Origin of the sequence: Pseudomonas sp. BO3-4 (assembly GCF_034044115.1) — a bacterium.
In the GTDB taxonomy this organism is placed as follows: Bacteria; Pseudomonadota; Gammaproteobacteria; order Pseudomonadales; family Pseudomonadaceae; genus Aquipseudomonas; species Aquipseudomonas alloputida.
The window spans coordinates 3912167-3927545 of sequence record NZ_CP139018.1; the positions used below are offsets into that span (position 1 = coordinate 3912167).

Below are 15379 nucleotides of genomic sequence, written 5' to 3' on the forward strand. Positions count from 1 at the left end.
CAAACCTCCCATGGCCGACACCTTCCACTCAAGGCCGCATGAGCGGCTCGATCCCGATCCATTTCTTAACGGGGTGATAGCAGAGCTTCAGCGGCGGAATCTGCACCTTGCGGCCCTGCACATCCAGTGCCCCCAGATGAATCGTCCACTTGGAATCTGCCTCGAACTTGTCCGTCTGAAAGATCACGTAAGCCGAGCCATAGCGCTTGTTATTGGTCATCCTGGGAATCATCCGGTGCACTTCATCGCTGTTGATGTCATATGGCGATGGCCGGGCGGTCTTCTCATTCACCAACGGAAAGTCGTAGGTCTCGTTGATGCCCAAGTACACCTCGGGCCGCGCATTCAGGCGCGAGCCGTCTTCAAAGGTGATGTAAGCCTGACGGCTGTCGTACAGCACCGGTATCGGCGGCTCGCCACGCTTGGCATCGGTCGACGGGCGTTGGCGGTCTTTGTTGTAGGCGATCATTTGCACAAAGAATTCCTGCCGCGAGTACTTCTCGCCCGGGTACTGCACGTACAGGCTTTGCTCATAGCGCTTTTCGCCCCATAGGGCGGCGTGGTCGTAGAGGTAGGTTTCCAGGTAGAGGGTGGTCTCCCCCTGCGGGCCTGGCACTTTGAACTGGAACTCGGATTCGCAAAGGCCCGCGTAGGCGGCGCGTTCGCGTTTCCAGGGGACGCAGGCGGTCAATGAAGCGGCTGCCAGCAGCAGCATGAGAGAGAGTGTGCGTTGCAGGTTATTCATGACCGGCCCTGGTCCAGATGCGAATGAATCAGTTTCGAGGGCTGGGTCGCGCAAGTCCATACTGACCCTTTGCCATTATCGCGATACAGACAACACACCTTGCAACCGCTCTGGAAGTGACCACAACGCCGCAACCGGATTTGCTAAGATCGCGGCCTTTCCGCTGGGTGAACTGCATGTTCACCCGAGCCATCTGCAGCCTGCTGGAAGACCCGATGAACAAACTGATCCTGCCTTTCGCCATCTTCGTTAGCGTCATCATCACAGGGAAGATCGCCGAGCATTACGGCCTGGAGGGCAGCTGGAAAGTCGGCCTACTGTGCCTCGTTGCAGCTGCCGTCCAGATCGCGGTTACCCGCTTTCAGCGCCACCAGCGGCAGAAAGCCGAGCTTTGAAGGGCGCGGGGCCCTCTGGATGATCACGTTATGGGGACCTTTCTTTCACCCAATTTTCACAGTGGCTTGGGCAGGATGAAGCTATCCCTACGTGATAGTACTTAGCCCGCCTCGGCGGGCTTTCTTTTGCCCGCATGTTTCCTGTCGACGTTTTGGGGAACGGGAGCGGGTCGAAAAATCAGAAATTACCCCTTCCTTGTAGGCCATTTCCCAAAGATACTCCTCGCGCCTGATTTTCGTTGCACATGGAAATAGTCAGCCCTAGTCTCGGCCTGTCGCTGCCAATTCAGCGACCGGTTTTGACAGACCGCTGACGTTGTCCTCATGTGCTCGCTTTCATGGCGGCTGTACGTGTGGGCACCCTGTGGTGCGCCGAGTGCCAACGTCTCGGTCTGTCAACCCGCGTACAGCTGCCACCATCTTGTTTGACAGCAAGGTTGAGGTAGCTCCACTTTCCGACGTTGGAGTTACGCCATGCTCAAGATCGTTCCAGATCCACCCCACCGGTCCCTCTGCCTTGAAGACACCCTGATCCAGGCCACGGATTACGCGCTTTGCGCTGCAACTGTCGTGCATCAGGCAATGCTGCTGCAGCCCAAGTCACCCGCGTCGATTCTGATGATGACCTCGATGCATGAACTGGAGACCTTGAGAGCTTTGCTCGAGTCCGCAATAGCCCAGGTGCAGATGCCCACTGAGCCTCGCACTACGCACTGACGTCTCGCTGATGTACTGCCTGGGCCGGCCTCTTCACGGATACCCTCCCAGGCACTCCCTCAGCCTTGAAGACTGCCGTGCTCCTGTAGGAGCGGGTTCACCCGCGAATAGGCCCGTACAGGCTGAAGCAATCTTGGGGAAACTGAACAATGTCCACAGAAGAAACCAAATTCACCGTCGGCAAAACCACCTTCTACCAAGGTGAAAACCAGACCCATCCCCTCTTCCGCATCGAAGCCGGCATCCCCTGCCAAAGCGCCCGTGAACAGGCGTCCGAGCTGATGGGCTATGCACGGGACATGACTCTGGATGGATTGATGGAAGATAAACCTCAGTTGATCTGGGCTTCGCACTACCTTTGCGCGTTAGCCAAGGCACTGATGGATGATGCTGAACTGGGCATGATGCGCTGAATGACTCATCATTGACTGGGTGCCTTCAAGACCTATGCGACTCCCGGTTTTGAAGGCGACTCAGCGACCTAACCCCTGCCCCTTTCTTGCTAGACGTGATCCAAGATTCAGTTCCATCGATTGCGACATCAAAGCCGAACCCTCACGCAAAGGCTCCGGTGCTTTGGCGTCAGAAGCGCTCATCGCCGATAGCCGGCAAGATCAGCTCCCGTACGAACGAAGCCCCGGATAAGCGCAACAGCGCGTCGACCATAGTGACCACATCATGCACCGGTACCTGGCGCCGCTCGCCACGTGCTGCGGCTTGCGCCAATGGCGTGTTCAGGGAGTCGTCGGTATTCAGATAACCCAGTTGGAGCACGGTCACCGCCAGGTTGTCATCCCTGAAACCTTCGCGCAGCGCATCAGCCATGCCGTTGAGGGCGAACTTTGAGGCGCCGAACGCTACCTCCGGGCGCCCACTCTGGCGAAGAGCTGAGGTCGAACCGGTGAGGATCAACTGCGGCCGGGGCGCACCAAGCAACTTGGGCACCAGGCGCTTGAGTAAAAGCAGCGTGGCCGTGATGTTCACCTCGACCAGCCTGGTGATCGATTCGTCGCTGTCGTCAAGGAATGCATAGTGCTCGCTGAAGGCGTGTTCTTCCCAGATGCCAACGTTGTAGATCAGGACATCCAGATCGGCAGGTGCCCGATCCGCGATCTGTGCCACAGCCGCCGCTGGCTTGGCAAGGTCGGCATCGACCCAGTGCAGATCGATGCCCGGGGCAAGGGCCAAGTCTGACGGCTGTTTGCGTGATACGCCGATCAGCGTGTCCCCTGGCTTGCCGAGCCCTTCGAGCAAAGCCCGGCCCAAACCTCTGCCGGCGCCTACGATCATCATCTTCATCTGTTGCTCCTTTTAACTGAAATGCTCCAAGCTTCCCTAGGCCGCTCAACTCCAGCGGACATTCAGTACGACGAAGTGCAGCAGGATCCAGACCATCAACAGCAGATGGGTCAGTTGCAACCCTTCCTGGCGGATCCAGTAGCCGAACCATATCCCGCCCAGCAGCATCGCGAACAGGAACCCGAGCGTTGCGCTCAAGGCCAGGTTCAACCAGGGCCGCGCCACCTCCAGGCCGGCGCCAAGCAGCAGTTCATAGCAGCCAACCCAAGCCGCGAGAACGGCGGCTGCCTGTGTCAGCACGATGATCGACAAGGCCAAGCGATGGATGGCGTGAGAGTTCATCGCTCGCACCAGCAAAGGGAGGCTGATTCCGGGAGGTTGGGCCAGCGGCGCCATCGACATGGTCTCCCCGATCGCCCCGGCTGAGCTGGCAAAGGCCTGCAGGTTGTTGATCAGGCTGATACTCAGCCACAGGCTCAAGCCAATGCAGCAGGTGATCTGGAAAATCAGCAGTGAAGTCGGAGTGTCCATTCCTGGTCCTTTGTGAGTTCGTTTCCGAAAGCAGCGAGAGCGTCCGGACGCCACTCTAAAACCTTGACTTAACTCGAGGTCAATACCGGATTTCCAATAAGGCAGGCAGGGGCGACAACCTCAACCGTTTGTTCAAGCCGTCTGTAGGTCTGAGAAGTTTGTCGAGGTCTTGGGCGACCGACCGAGCCGCGCCGATCAACACCACAGGTAATGCCCACTGGAGGATCCGGGATAGAGCCAACCGGTTTGCTATGCTCTCTATTCCGGCTGGCCTGGCCTGAAGGCGCCGAGCGTGTGCGGCATTGGTCAAGATGCTTGAGAGTTTTCTATCCGCGTTTGTGGAAAAAACGAACCAAGGAGTGGAGTAACAGATATGCCAGCTTGTCCCCTACCCGCTGATGAAGCACTTCGTCAGCGCACACTTGATGATATGGACTTGGTCGATACGCCGGCCGAGCATTATCTCGATACCTTGGTACGACTCACCCAAGAACTAGCCCAGGTGGAGACCGTTCTGGTCAGCCTAATCGATCAGGACCGGCAGTGGTTCAAGGCTCGAATCGGTATCGAGGTAAGCGAGACGAAGCGTAATGTGTCTTTTTGCGGCTACGCGATTCTCGGTGAAGATACCTTGATGGTTTCCGACGCCAGGTGCGATACACGCTTCGAGGACAATCCCCTCGTGCTGAACCCACCCTATATCCGGTTCTATGCGGGCCACCCGTTACGTGCCTCAAATGGCAAAGCCATTGGCACCCTGTGCATGTTCGATCCTCGGCCGCGGAAGCTCAGCGAGGCGCAACAGGCTAATTTTCGGGACTTAGCCACGCTCACCGAGGGTTATTTGCAACTGCGGAGCCTAGCGCAGGTCAATCGCGCTCTGCGTGTTGAAATGGATCGCGGGCAGCGCAGGGCTTTGCTTGATCCTTTGACACAACTATGGAACCGCGGGGCGTTGGCAGCATTTCAGAACCGAGAGCTTCGTTTGGCTGAGGAGCGAGGTTTACAGCTAGGTGCCGTATACGCGGACCTCGACCGTTTCAAATCGGTCAATGACGAGCATGGCCACGATGCCGGCGATAAAGTTCTCTGCGAGTGCGCCCGCCGACTGCGGGCTACGCTTCGGCCAGATGACCTGCTGGTACGCCAAGGAGGAGAGGAGTTCGTGGCCTTGCTACGGGTTAAAGATAGCCAAGAATTAACGCAGATTGCGGAGCGCTTGCGTCAGTCAATCGGCAGCGCGCCGTTTTTGTTGCCCGGCGGCCCTCGGAAGATGACCATGAGCATTGGATGCGCCCTGCTCACCCAGGGTGAGCAGATTGATGATGCAATAAAGCGCGCTGATGGCGGTCTCTATGCGGCCAAACACGGGGGGCGTGACCAAGTTGTCTATGTGCCAGCGTTATCCTGAGGAAGTTAAGACTCGGTAACATGGGGCGAGACTCTCCCTATACGAAATGCGCTAGCGTATTGGCCACCCCGGTCTCCAAGTGGGTTCTCCTTCGCAAGCGTGTCGAGCCAAGGCCGCCCTGGAGGCGCTGATTCGCGCCGCCGGGGCAGTTCGGAGCTCATCCCTGAGTTTTTTTGCTGCGGTACTCGGTGGTGGTCATACCGGCGTAGCCCCAGTTATCGGTGTCGACCTCCTCGATCACGATATGGGTGAGCTCAGGTTTCTTTCCGAGCACTCGCTGCAAGGTCTCTGTGATTTCCTTGATGACTTGGGCTTTCTGATCACGGGTGACGCCGTCGCGAGTGATGCGGACGCTGACGAAGGGCATGGTATTACTCCTATAGGGTGGGGAAATCAGGGCAAGGAGGCGGGATGCCTCCCCGTTACGTTCAGCCTATTACCATTTGCCGACACTCATACCGCCGTCGACCGGCAACACCGCGCCCGTGGTGAACCCGGCGTTGGCCAGGTAAAGCACGGCGTCGGCAATGTCGCTGACGCGTCCGATGTGTCCGGCCGGTTGCAAGCCGTTGAGGAAGTCGAAGCTGGCCGGATCGTGCATCGGCGTCTCGATGATGCCGGGAGCCACCGCGTTAACCTGGATGTTGTGCGACGACAGCTCCAGCGCCAGGGCGCGGGTAACTTGGTTGAGCCCCCCCTTGATCAGCACCGGCAGGGCGGCGGGCACGGCGATGTTGGGTTGCAGCGCCACGGCAGCGGTGATGTTGATGATGTGACCCTGGCGCCGCTCGATCATGTGCACGGCGGCGGCCTGGGAGGCGTAGACCACGCCCTTGAGGTTGGTCTCCAGCATGCTTTGGATGTCTTCCGGGCTGTAGTCGACGAAGGGTTTGGGCAGGAAGAAGCCAGCGTTGTTGACCAACACGTCGACCTGGCCGAAGGCGTCGATGCTGGCCTGAATCAGGCGGCGGGCGGTCTCAGGCTTGGCGATGTCACCGGCCACGCCGATGAAGGCGGGGCTGTCCAGTTGTGCCTTGGCCTCGGCGAGGCGTCCGGCGGAGCGGGCATTGCCGACCACATTGAAGCCACTGGCGAGGAAAGCCTTGGCCAGGCCGAAGCCGATGCCGCTGGAGGCGCCGGTGATCACTACCGTTTTGCTGTTGCTCATGTCGTTTCTCCCAATCAGGTGACGCAGAAGAGCGCCGTTGGGAGGACTATATTTTTGCTTTAGATAAGGATAAATATGGCAGCAAGAACTTCAGTTGATACATGGTGTAATCAATGCAGCGGCATTTCGACGACGTCCTACTCGGCAGCATCGAGCTGTTCTGCCTGGCGGCGGAGCTGGGCAGCTTCACCGCGGCCGGTCTCGCGGCGGGCGTGACGCCGGCAGCGGTCAGTCGCTCGATCAGCCGCCTGGAAGAGCGCTTGGGCTCCAGACTGTTCGTCCGTACCACCCGCAGCATCCGTCTGACCGAGGGCGGGCGAGGCTACTACGAACAGTGTCGTCAGGCGCTGACCCAGCTGGTGGAGGCCGAGCGGGTGGTGACCGGTCAGCAGCAGGAGCCTTCGGGCACACTGCGCATCAGCCTGCCCACGACCTACGGGCACCACCGCATCCTGCCGCTGCTGCCCGAGTTTCGACGGCGCTACCCGAAGGTGCAGGTCGACATCCACCTGGGCAACCGCAATATCGACTTTGTCGGCGAGGGCTACGACCTGGCCATCCGCGTGCGTGCACAGCCGGATTCGACTCTGATCGCCCGGCCGCTGGAAGACGCCCGGCTGGTGGTGGTGGCCACTCCAGATTACTTGGAACACGCGGGGGAACTGCAGAGCCTTGAAGAACTGGCGCAGCATGACTGCATCCAGTTCGAACTGCCCAGCAGCGGTCAGCGGGAAGTACTCACCGAGGGCGGCTACATCTGCTCGGACGACGTGCTCGGTGGCGTGACCTTGGCCAAGCACGGCGCGGGACTGTTCCAGACCTACCGCTTTATCGTCGAGCGCGAGCTGGCCGAGGGCTCGCTGGTCGAGGTGCTGCGGCCCTTCGCTGGCCGCTCGCGGCCGTTCACCCTGCTGTATCCCCAAGGCCGGCACATGCCGTTGCGCCTGCGGGCCTTCGTCGACTTCATCATGGACAAGCGGCGCCAGTGGGCTGCTGGCAGCTGAGGGGACGTCTCACTCTGTACCAGTGCCATGGTGGATGCGGCGCCGATGGGCCAGTCTGTAATTGGCCTTGGACCGATCTCCGGTTTAGCACCTGCCGGCCCAGCACCGGGCCGAGCCGGTGGCATGGATGGAATCACGCTCACCTCAGGCGTACGCCACGATCTCGAACGAGGTTAAGCAGCACAACCTCAAATTCGGTGGAGCGCCTGCCTCGGCGGTCAACGACTACAGCATTCCGCTCTACACCCACGCCGATCCTGACGAGGTTGACATGCGAATTCGCGGTGGTGTTACCCTGAGAAGTCACGCAAAAGTCACGCACATGAAAAAGGCCACTCCTTTCGGAAATGGCCTAAGTCATTGAAATATATGGTCGGGACGGAGTGATTCGAACACTCGACCCCTTGCACCCCATGCAAGTGCGCTACCGGGCTGCGCTACGCCCCGACTGGGCTTTGAAGCATGTTCTCAATCTTGCCGAGAACGTTGAAGAATGTACCCTAACCTCCTGATAAATGAAAGCTTTTTCTCAAAAAAATTTCCATTCATCAGAAACCCGGTTTACTTCTTCAAAACCACCAACACATCCTCCAACTCAACAATCATCTGCCGAATCAGCTGCTTGTACTGGCTGGATTCATCTTTAGCCTCATCACTGGAGAGCCTCAACCGCGCCCCGCCAATGGTGAACCCCTGATCATACAGCAGCGCACGAATCTGGCGGATCATCAGCACATCCTGGCGCTGGTAATACCGCCGGTTCCCCCGCCGCTTCACAGGGTTCAGCTGGTCGAACTCCTGCTCCCAATACCGCAGCACGTGTGGCTTTACGGCACACAACTCGCTCACTTCACCAATGGTGAAGTAGCGTTTGCCCGGTATGGGGGGCAGTTCGTCGTTATGGCTTGGTTCCAGCATAGGCCTCAACCCGGGCCTTCAACTTCTGCCCTGGACGAAAGGTGACGACGCGCCGTGCGGTGATCGGGATTTCTTCCCCTGTCTTGGGGTTACGGCCCGGCCGCTGGCGTTTGTCGCGAAGGTCGAAGTTGCCGAAACCGGACAGCTTGACCTGCTCGTTCTCTTCAAGTGCGTGCCGAATTTCTTCGAAAAACAGCTCGACCAGCTCCTTGGCCTCACGCTTGTTAAGCCCCAGCTCCTCGTACAGCCTTTCGGCCATCTCAGCTTTCGTCAGAGCACCCATGCCGTTATTTCCTTAACGTGGTGTTCAACCTTTGTTCGAGCGAGGTGAGGATGTTTTGCAGGGTAGTGTTCACCTCATCGTCGTTAAGAGTGCGCGATGGATGCTGCCAGGTCAAGCCGACGGCAAGGCTTTTTCTATCAGGATCAATGCCTTTACCTTGGTACACATCAAACAGCCTGAGGTCTGTGAGCCATTCGCCTGCATTGTCACGAATTAATTCAAGCACCGCGCTAGAAGCCACATCACGTCCTGCGATCAAAGCCAGGTCACGACGGGTTTCCGGGAACTTGGACAGTTCGCTGAATTTCGGCAGGCGGCCTTCGACCACGTCGCCCAGCACCAGCTCGAACAGGAACACCGGGCGGTCCAGGCCCAGGGCCTTGGCCAGCTCTGGGTGGATGGCGCCGAGGTAGCCGACCAGTTTGCCGTCACGCTCGATGGCAGCAGTCTGGCCTGGGTGCAGGGCTGGGTGTTTGCCGGCGCTGAAGGTGAAGTCGCTCAGGGCGCCGGAGTAGCCCAGCAGGGCTTCCACGTCGGCTTTGACGTCGAAGAAGTCGACGCCGTCGCGGCCGTTGGCCCAGCCTTCTGGCAGGCGGCTGCCGGTGATGACGCCGGCAATCATTGGCTGCTGCTGCAGGTCACCCAGTTGGCCGACAAAGCGCAGGCCGCTTTCGAACAGGCGCACGCGGTCTTGCTGGCGGTTCAGGTTGTGCTGCAGTGCCTTGACCAGGCCCGGCCACAGCGAGGCGCGCATGGCGGCCATGTCGCTGGAGATGGGGTTGGCAAGCAGCAGCGGCTCTACGCCCGGGCTGAACAGTTCGAACAGTTTCGGGTCGATGAAGCTGTAGGTGATGGCTTCCTGGTAGCCGCGGGCAACCAGCAGGCGGCGCAGGGTCGGCAGGTCACCGCGGGTTTCCGGCTTGCCCTGTGGGGCCAGGCGGGCTTGCGGGTAGCGTACCGGCAGGTTGTTGTAGCCGTACAGGCGGGCCAGCTCTTCGATCAGGTCCACTTCCAGGCTGATGTCGAAGCGGTGGCTTGGCACGCTGACGGTCCACTGCCCTTCCCCGCTCTTGGTCGTGGTCAGCTCGAGGGCGTTGAGCAACTGCTCGACCTGGGCTGGGTCCATTTCCATGCCAAGCATCTGGGTGATGCGTTCGGCGCGCAGGGTGACCGGGGCTACTTGTGGCAGGTGCTGTTCGCTGACCGCTTCAACCACAGGGCCGGCTTCGCCGCCAACGATGTCCAGCAGCAACTGCGTGGCGCGCTCCATGGCTTCGCGGGCCAGTTGCGAGTCGACGCCGCGCTCGTAGCGGTGCGAGGCATCGGTGTGCAGGCCGTAGGAACGAGCTTTACCGGCGACGGAAATCGGCTCGAAGAAGGCGCTTTCCAGGAACAGGTCGCGGGTTTTTTCGGTGTTCACACCGCTGTGCTCGCCACCCATGACGCCGGCGATGGCCAAGGCGCGGGTGTGGTCGGCGATGACCAGGGTGTCGGCGCGCAGGGCCACTTCCTGGCCGTCGAGCAGGACGAGCTTTTCGCCCTCTTCGGCCATGCGCACGCGGATGCCGCCGTTGATTTCTGCCAGGTCGAAGGCGTGCATCGGCTGGCCGAGTTCGAGCATCACGTAGTTGGTGATGTCGACGGCGGCGTCGATGCTGCGAACGTCGCTGCGGCGCAGGCGCTCGACCATCCACAGTGGGGTTGGCTTGCTCAGGTCGACGTTACGGATAACGCGGCCCAGGTAGCGCGGGCAAGCAGCCGGGGCGCTGACTTCGACCGGGCGCACTTCGTCATGGGCGGCCGCTACGGCTGGCACCACCGGGCGGGTGACCGGGGTGTCGTACAGGGCGCTGACGTCGCGGGCCAGGCCAGCGATGGACAGGCAGTCGCCGCGGTTCGGGGTCAGGCCGATTTCGATGCTGGCATCATCCAGGCACAGGTACGTGCGAATGTCTTCGCCAACCGGAGCGTCGGCAGCCAGTTCCAGCAGGCCGTCGTTTTCTTCGCTGATCTGCAGTTCGGCGGCCGAGCACAGCATGCCGAAGGACTCGACACCGCGCAGCTTGGCCTTCTTGATCTTGAAGTCGCCTGGCAGTTCGGCACCGATCATGGCGAACGGGATCTTGATGCCTGGGCGGGCGTTAGGGGCGCCGCACACAACCTGGAAGGTTTCCTGGCCGCTGCTTACCTGGCACACGCGCAGCTTGTCGGCGTCCGGGTGTTGTTCGGTGGCGAGAATTTCGCCCACGACGATGCCGCTGAACTGGCCGGCAGCGGGGGTAACGCTGTCAACTTCGAGGCCGGCCATGGACAGGCGGGCGACCAGTTCGTCACGGGAGACTTGCGGGTTGACCCAACCGCGCAGCCACTGTTCACTGAATTTCATGCTGTTCTCCTGAAAGTTGCGTCGATTGGGCCTAGCGGAATTGGGCTAGGAACCGCAGGTCGTTGTCGAAGAACAGACGCAAATCGTTGACGCCATAGCGCAGCATGGCCAGGCGCTCGGCACCCATGCCGAAGGCAAAGCCCTGGAACTCTTCTGGGTCGATGCCGGACATGCGCAACACATTCGGGTGCACCATGCCGCAGCCCATCACTTCCAGCCAGCCGGTTTGCTTGCACACGCGGCAGCCGTTGCCGGAACACATCACGCACTGGATGTCGACTTCTGCAGACGGCTCGGTGAAGGGGAAGAACGATGGGCGGAAACGGACCGCCAGTTCTTTCTCGAAGAATACGCGCAGGAATTCTTCGATGGTGCCCTTGAGGTCGGCGAAGTTGATATCGCGATCGATCAGCAGGCCTTCGACCTGGTGGAACATCGGCGAGTGGGTGATATCCGAGTCGCAGCGGTATACGCGGCCCGGGCACACAATGCGGATGGGCGGCTGGGTGGACTCCATGGTCCGCACCTGCACCGGCGAGGTGTGGGTACGCAGCAGCATGTTGGCATTGAAGTAGAAGGTGTCGTGCATCGCCCGCGCCGGGTGGTGGCCAGGGATGTTGAGCGCTTCGAAGTTGTGGTAGTCGTCTTCCACCTCTGGGCCTTCGGCAATGCCGTAGCCAATGTGGGTGAAGAACTGCTCGATGCGCTCGAGTGTACGGGTGATCGGGTGCAGGCCACCGGTGGCCTGGCCGCGGCCTGGCAGGGTGACGTCAATGCATTCGGCAGCCAGGCGAGCACTGAGCTCGGCTTCTTCAAAGGCAGCCTTGCGGGCATTGAGCACAACGGTGACGCGCTCTTTGGCGTCGTTGATCAGCGCGCCGACTTTCGGCCGCTCTTCGGCTGGCAGGTTGCCCAGGGTCTTCATCACCTGGGTCAGTTCGCCCTTCTTGCCGAGATAATTAACCCGGATCTGTTCCAGGGCGTTGATGTCTTCAGCGCGTTCCACGGCCTCTAGGGCTTGGGAGACCAGCGCATCCAGGTTTTCCATGTACAGACTCCAGATACGAAAATAGGGGAAGAGCTTTGAAGGCTCTTCCCCTATCGATGACGTTCAATGCCCGGCAGCGCTAGCACCGCCGGGTGATTGTCGCGGGTACTTAAGCCAGAACGGCTTTAGCTTTCTCGACAATCGCAGCAAACGCCGCTTTTTCGTTCACTGCCAGATCAGCCAGAACCTTACGGTCGATTTCGATCGAAGCCTTTTTCAGGCCAGCAATCAGACGGCTGTAGGACAGACCGTTGGTGCGGGCACCGGCGTTGATACGAGCGATCCACAGTGCGCGGAACTGACGCTTCTTCTGGCGACGGTCGCGGTAGGCGTATTGGCCTGCCTTGATGACCGCTTGCTTGGCTACACGGAATACGCGCGAACGTGCACCGTAGTAACCTTTAGCCAGTTTCAGAATTTTTTTGTGACGCTTACGAGCGATAACGCCGCGCTTAACACGAGCCATGAGTAACTTCCTCTATCTTAACCAGAATTAACGAACGCGCAGCATGCGCTCGACTTTTGCGACGTCGGACGGGTGCAGCAAGCTGGCACCGCGCAGTTGACGCTTACGCTTGGTCGACATTTTGGTCAGGATGTGGCTCTTGAAAGCGTGCTTGTGCTTGAAGCCCGAAGCTGTCTTCAGGAAGCGCTTCGCAGCACCGCTCTTGGTTTTCATTTTTGGCATGTTGGAACTCCGCATTCGATAAAATTACACATAATCATCAGGCCTGCCGTGCCCGGGAGATTACTTCTTTTTCTTGGGGGCGATGACCATCATAAGCTGGCGTCCTTCCATCTTCGGATGCTGCTCAACGGTGCCGTATTCGGCGAGGTCGGCTTCGACCCGCTTCAACAGCTCCATGCCCAGCTCCTGGTGGGCCATCTCACGACCACGGAATCTCAGAGAGATCTTGGCCTTGTCCCCATCGGTAAGGAAACGTACCAGGTTGCGTAGTTTTACCTGGTAATCCCCATCCTCCGTCCCTGGACGAAACTTGATTTCTTTGATCTGGATCTGCTTCTGGTTTTTCTTGGCTTCGTTAGCCTGCTTCTTCTTCTCGAAGAGGTGCTTGCCGTAGTCCATGACCTTGCAGACGGGTGGTACCGCGTCTGCAGAGATTTCTACCAGGTCCAGCTTCGCTTCATCAGCGATACGCAGCGCTTCATCAATCGAGACGATGCCAACCTGCTCGCCGTCTGCGCCAATTAACCGAACCTCGCGGGCCGAGATATTCTCGTTGATCGGGGCCTTCGGTACAGCACGCTTATCGTTTCTCATTTCACGCTTAATAGTCATTACTCCGATTCTTGGCGACCACGCCGGGAAACCGCTTGTGTCAGCAGCTCAACGAATTGGGCGACGGGCATGGAGCCCAGGTCTGCGCCTTCGCGAGTACGCACAGCGACGGTTTGCGTTTCGACTTCGCGGTCCCCTATAACCAAAAGGTACGGGACCTTGAGCAAAGTATGCTCGCGGATTTTAAAGCCGATCTTCTCATTTCTCAAGTCCGACTTGGCACGGAAACCGCTTCCGTTCAGAGATTTCTCAACCTCGAGGGCGAAATCGGCCTGCTTGTCGGTGATATTCATGATCACCGCCTGGGTTGGGGCCAGCCACGCCGGGAACACACCAGCATAGTGCTCGATCAGCATGCCGATGAAGCGCTCGAACGAACCGAGGATGGCGCGGTGCAGCATGACCGGGCGAACTCGGCTGTTATCTTCGGCGATATAGCTGGCATCCAGACGCTCTGGCAGGTTCGGGTCGTACTGCAGGGTACCGCACTGCCAGTTACGGCCGAGGCAGTCGCGCAGGGTAAACTCGATTTTCGGGCCGTAGAAGGCACCCTCGCCCGGCTGGTATTCCCACTCAAGGCCGGATTCGTTCAGGGCGTCGGCCAGCGCTGTTTCAGCACGGTCCCACAACTCTTCAGAACCGACACGCTTGGCCGGACGAGTGGACAGTTTCATGGCGATGTCGCTGAAACCGAAGTCCTTGTACACGTCCAGGGTCAGCTTGATGAAGTCGGCGGCTTCTTTCTTCACCTGTTCTTCGGTGCAGAAAATGTGCGCATCGTCCTGTACGAAGCCACGCACGCGCATGATGCCGTGCAGGGCGCCCGACGGCTCGTTACGGTGGCAGGCACCGAACTCGGCCAGACGCAGCGGCAGGTCGCGGTAGCTTTTCAGGCCCTGGTTGAACACCTGCACGTGGCACGGGCAGTTCATCGGTTTTACCGCGTAGTCACGGCTTTCCGACGAAGTGGTGAACATGTTTTCGGCATAGTTGGACCAGTGGCCGGAACGCTCCCACAGGATGCGGTCGACAACCTGCGGGGTCTTGATTTCCTGGTAGCCGTTTTCGCGCTGCACGCCACGCATGTACTGCTCGAGTACCTGGTAGACGGTCCAGCCGTTGGCGTGCCAGAACACCATGCCCGGGGCTTCTTCCTGCAGGTGGAACAGGTCGAGCTGCTTGCCGATCTTGCGGTGGTCGCGTTTTTCGGCTTCTTCGATGCGCTGGATGTACGCAGCCAGCTGCTTCTTGTCAGCCCAGGCCGTGCCGTACACGCGCTGCAGCTGCTCGTTCTTGGCATCGCCACGCCAGTAAGCGCCGGACAGCTTGGTCAGCTTGAATGCCTTGAGGAAGCGGGTGTTCGGCACGTGCGGGCCACGGCACATGTCGACGTATTCTTCGTGGTAGTACAGGCCCATGGCCTGTTCATCCGGCATGTCTTCGACCAGACGCAGCTTGTAGTCTTCGCCACGGGCCTTGAACACATCGATGACTTCGGCGCGCGGGGTCATTTTCTTGACCACGTCGTAGTCTTTTTCGATCAGCTCCATCATGCGCTTTTCGATGGCGGCCATGTCTTCTGGGGTGAAGGGGCGCTCGTAGGCGATGTCGTAATAGAAGCCTTCGTCAATGACCGGGCCGATCACCATCTTGGCGGTCGGGTACAGCTGCTTCACGGCGTGGCCAACCAGGTGGGCGCACGAGTGACGGATGATCTCCAGTCCCTCTTCATCTTTAGGGGTGATGATCTGCAGGGTGGCGTCGTTGCTGATCAGGTCACACGCATCGACCAGCTTGCCGTCGACCTTGCCGGCCACAGTGGCCTTGGCCAGGCCAGCGCCGATGGAAGCGGCTACTTCGGCTACGGATACGGCGTGATCGAACGAACGTTGACTGCCATCGGGAAGAGTAATAACGGGCATGGCGCCTCCTCTCCTAGTGGTGACCCCTACCAAAGGTCACGTGGGTTGGGATGAGCCAGTACAAGATCCGACCTGCCTTCCGGTAAAAGGAAGCCTGCCCCACAGTGGCAGAAGCCTTTCGGCTTGTCAGGGACGAACCAGAGTGACTGGAAAGAAAAAAGATAGCTGCAGCCGGCAACAGCGCGACTGCAAGCCGAGCATGCTAGCACGCGGGTTGCACCCCAGGCAGAAATATTTGGAAATTGCACCGCA

General features: G+C 59.4%; 19 protein-coding genes and 1 tRNA gene. 6 read left to right on the forward strand and 14 right to left on the reverse strand.

Features of this window, described 5'->3' with window-relative positions; translation table 11 throughout:
- Positions 1-28: 28 nt before the first annotated feature.
- Positions 29-745 carry a hypothetical protein gene (locus REH59_RS18070; protein WP_320450592.1) on the reverse strand — a complete coding sequence of 239 codons (717 nt, stop codon included), beginning with the start codon at positions 743-745 and terminating at the stop codon, positions 29-31.
- A gap of 176 nt (positions 746-921) precedes the next feature.
- Here REH59_RS18070 and REH59_RS18075 point away from each other — a divergent pair, with 176 nt between their 5' ends.
- The 3 genes from REH59_RS18075 (at position 922) to REH59_RS18085 (ending at position 2270) form a co-directional block, all read left to right on the forward strand.
- Positions 922-1140 (forward strand): hypothetical protein, encoded by a 219-nt coding sequence (locus REH59_RS18075; protein WP_014591528.1) that lies wholly within the window; start codon positions 922-924, stop codon positions 1138-1140.
- 474 nt (positions 1141-1614) lie between these two features.
- On the forward strand, positions 1615-1857 hold the full coding sequence (locus tag REH59_RS18080; RefSeq protein WP_014860884.1) for a hypothetical protein: 243 nt from the start codon (positions 1615-1617) through the stop codon (positions 1855-1857).
- Between the two features lie 149 nt (positions 1858-2006).
- Complete coding sequence (locus REH59_RS18085) at positions 2007-2270, forward strand: DUF3077 domain-containing protein (protein WP_003250694.1); 264 nt, start codon at positions 2007-2009, stop codon at positions 2268-2270.
- A gap of 169 nt (positions 2271-2439) precedes the next feature.
- Here the strand turns inward: REH59_RS18085 and REH59_RS18090 are convergent, their stop codons facing one another.
- Complete coding sequence (locus REH59_RS18090) at positions 2440-3156, reverse strand: SDR family NAD(P)-dependent oxidoreductase (protein ID WP_014860885.1); 717 nt, start codon at positions 3154-3156, stop codon at positions 2440-2442.
- A gap of 45 nt (positions 3157-3201) precedes the next feature.
- Entirely contained in the window at positions 3202-3687 is a 486-nt protein-coding gene (locus REH59_RS18095; RefSeq protein ID WP_014860886.1) for a DUF2165 domain-containing protein, read from the reverse strand.
- A gap of 373 nt (positions 3688-4060) precedes the next feature.
- Between REH59_RS18095 and REH59_RS18100 the strand changes: the two genes are divergently transcribed.
- Entirely contained in the window at positions 4061-5098 is a 1038-nt protein-coding gene (locus tag REH59_RS18100; protein ID WP_128573743.1) for a sensor domain-containing diguanylate cyclase, read from the forward strand.
- Positions 5099-5255: 157 nt separating this feature from the next.
- Here the strand turns inward: REH59_RS18100 and REH59_RS18105 are convergent, their stop codons facing one another.
- Together REH59_RS18105 and REH59_RS18110 are read right to left on the reverse strand one after the other, a co-directional pair.
- Positions 5256-5465, reverse strand: a complete 210-nt coding sequence (locus tag REH59_RS18105; protein ID WP_014753565.1) for a tautomerase family protein — start codon at positions 5463-5465, stop codon at positions 5256-5258.
- A gap of 69 nt (positions 5466-5534) precedes the next feature.
- Positions 5535-6266 carry an SDR family NAD(P)-dependent oxidoreductase gene (locus REH59_RS18110; protein WP_014860888.1) on the reverse strand — a complete coding sequence of 244 codons (732 nt, stop codon included), beginning with the start codon at positions 6264-6266 and terminating at the stop codon, positions 5535-5537.
- Between the two features lie 113 nt (positions 6267-6379).
- On the opposite strand from REH59_RS18110, the gene REH59_RS18115 reads away from it, so the two are divergent.
- Both REH59_RS18115 and REH59_RS18120 read left to right on the forward strand, forming a co-directional pair.
- Positions 6380-7270 carry a LysR family transcriptional regulator gene (locus tag REH59_RS18115; protein ID WP_014860889.1) on the forward strand — a complete coding sequence of 297 codons (891 nt, stop codon included), beginning with the start codon at positions 6380-6382 and terminating at the stop codon, positions 7268-7270.
- 127 nt (positions 7271-7397) lie between these two features.
- On the forward strand, positions 7398-7634 hold the full coding sequence (locus REH59_RS18120; protein ID WP_135007181.1) for a hypothetical protein: 237 nt from the start codon (positions 7398-7400) through the stop codon (positions 7632-7634).
- Positions 7635-7640: 6 nt separating this feature from the next.
- Here the strand turns inward: REH59_RS18120 and REH59_RS18125 are convergent.
- The 9 genes from REH59_RS18125 to thrS all read right to left on the reverse strand — a co-directional run bounded on the left by REH59_RS18125 (position 7641) and on the right by thrS (position 15127).
- Positions 7641-7717: transfer RNA gene (locus REH59_RS18125), tRNA-Pro, on the reverse strand.
- Between the two features lie 114 nt (positions 7718-7831).
- Positions 7832-8188 carry a MerR family transcriptional regulator gene (locus REH59_RS18130; protein WP_003250681.1) on the reverse strand — a complete coding sequence of 119 codons (357 nt, stop codon included), beginning with the start codon at positions 8186-8188 and terminating at the stop codon, positions 7832-7834.
- On the reverse strand, positions 8169-8471 hold the full coding sequence (ihfA, locus tag REH59_RS18135; RefSeq protein WP_003250679.1) for an integration host factor subunit alpha: 303 nt from the start codon (positions 8469-8471) through the stop codon (positions 8169-8171). The genes REH59_RS18130 and ihfA overlap by 20 nt, the downstream gene beginning before the upstream one ends.
- Positions 8472-8475: 4 nt before the next feature.
- Positions 8476-10857 carry a phenylalanine--tRNA ligase subunit beta gene (gene pheT, locus REH59_RS18140; RefSeq protein ID WP_014860890.1) on the reverse strand — a complete coding sequence of 794 codons (2382 nt, stop codon included), beginning with the start codon at positions 10855-10857 and terminating at the stop codon, positions 8476-8478.
- A gap of 31 nt (positions 10858-10888) precedes the next feature.
- Entirely contained in the window at positions 10889-11905 is a 1017-nt protein-coding gene (pheS, locus tag REH59_RS18145) for a phenylalanine--tRNA ligase subunit alpha (protein WP_003250674.1), read from the reverse strand.
- A 109-nt stretch (positions 11906-12014) separates the two neighbouring features.
- Entirely contained in the window at positions 12015-12371 is a 357-nt protein-coding gene (gene rplT / locus REH59_RS18150; RefSeq protein WP_003250671.1) for a 50S ribosomal protein L20, read from the reverse strand.
- A gap of 27 nt (positions 12372-12398) precedes the next feature.
- Positions 12399-12593: a 50S ribosomal protein L35 gene (gene rpmI / locus REH59_RS18155; RefSeq protein ID WP_003250667.1), complete on the reverse strand. Its 195-nt coding sequence runs from the start codon at positions 12591-12593 to the stop codon at positions 12399-12401.
- 60 nt (positions 12594-12653) lie between these two features.
- Positions 12654-13205 carry a translation initiation factor IF-3 gene (infC, locus tag REH59_RS18160; protein WP_012052879.1) on the reverse strand — a complete coding sequence of 184 codons (552 nt, stop codon included), beginning with the start codon at positions 13203-13205 and terminating at the stop codon, positions 12654-12656.
- Entirely contained in the window at positions 13205-15127 is a 1923-nt protein-coding gene (gene thrS / locus REH59_RS18165; protein WP_004574324.1) for a threonine--tRNA ligase, read from the reverse strand. Before thrS ends, infC begins: the two co-directional genes overlap by 1 nt.
- Positions 15128-15379 lie beyond the last annotated feature (252 nt).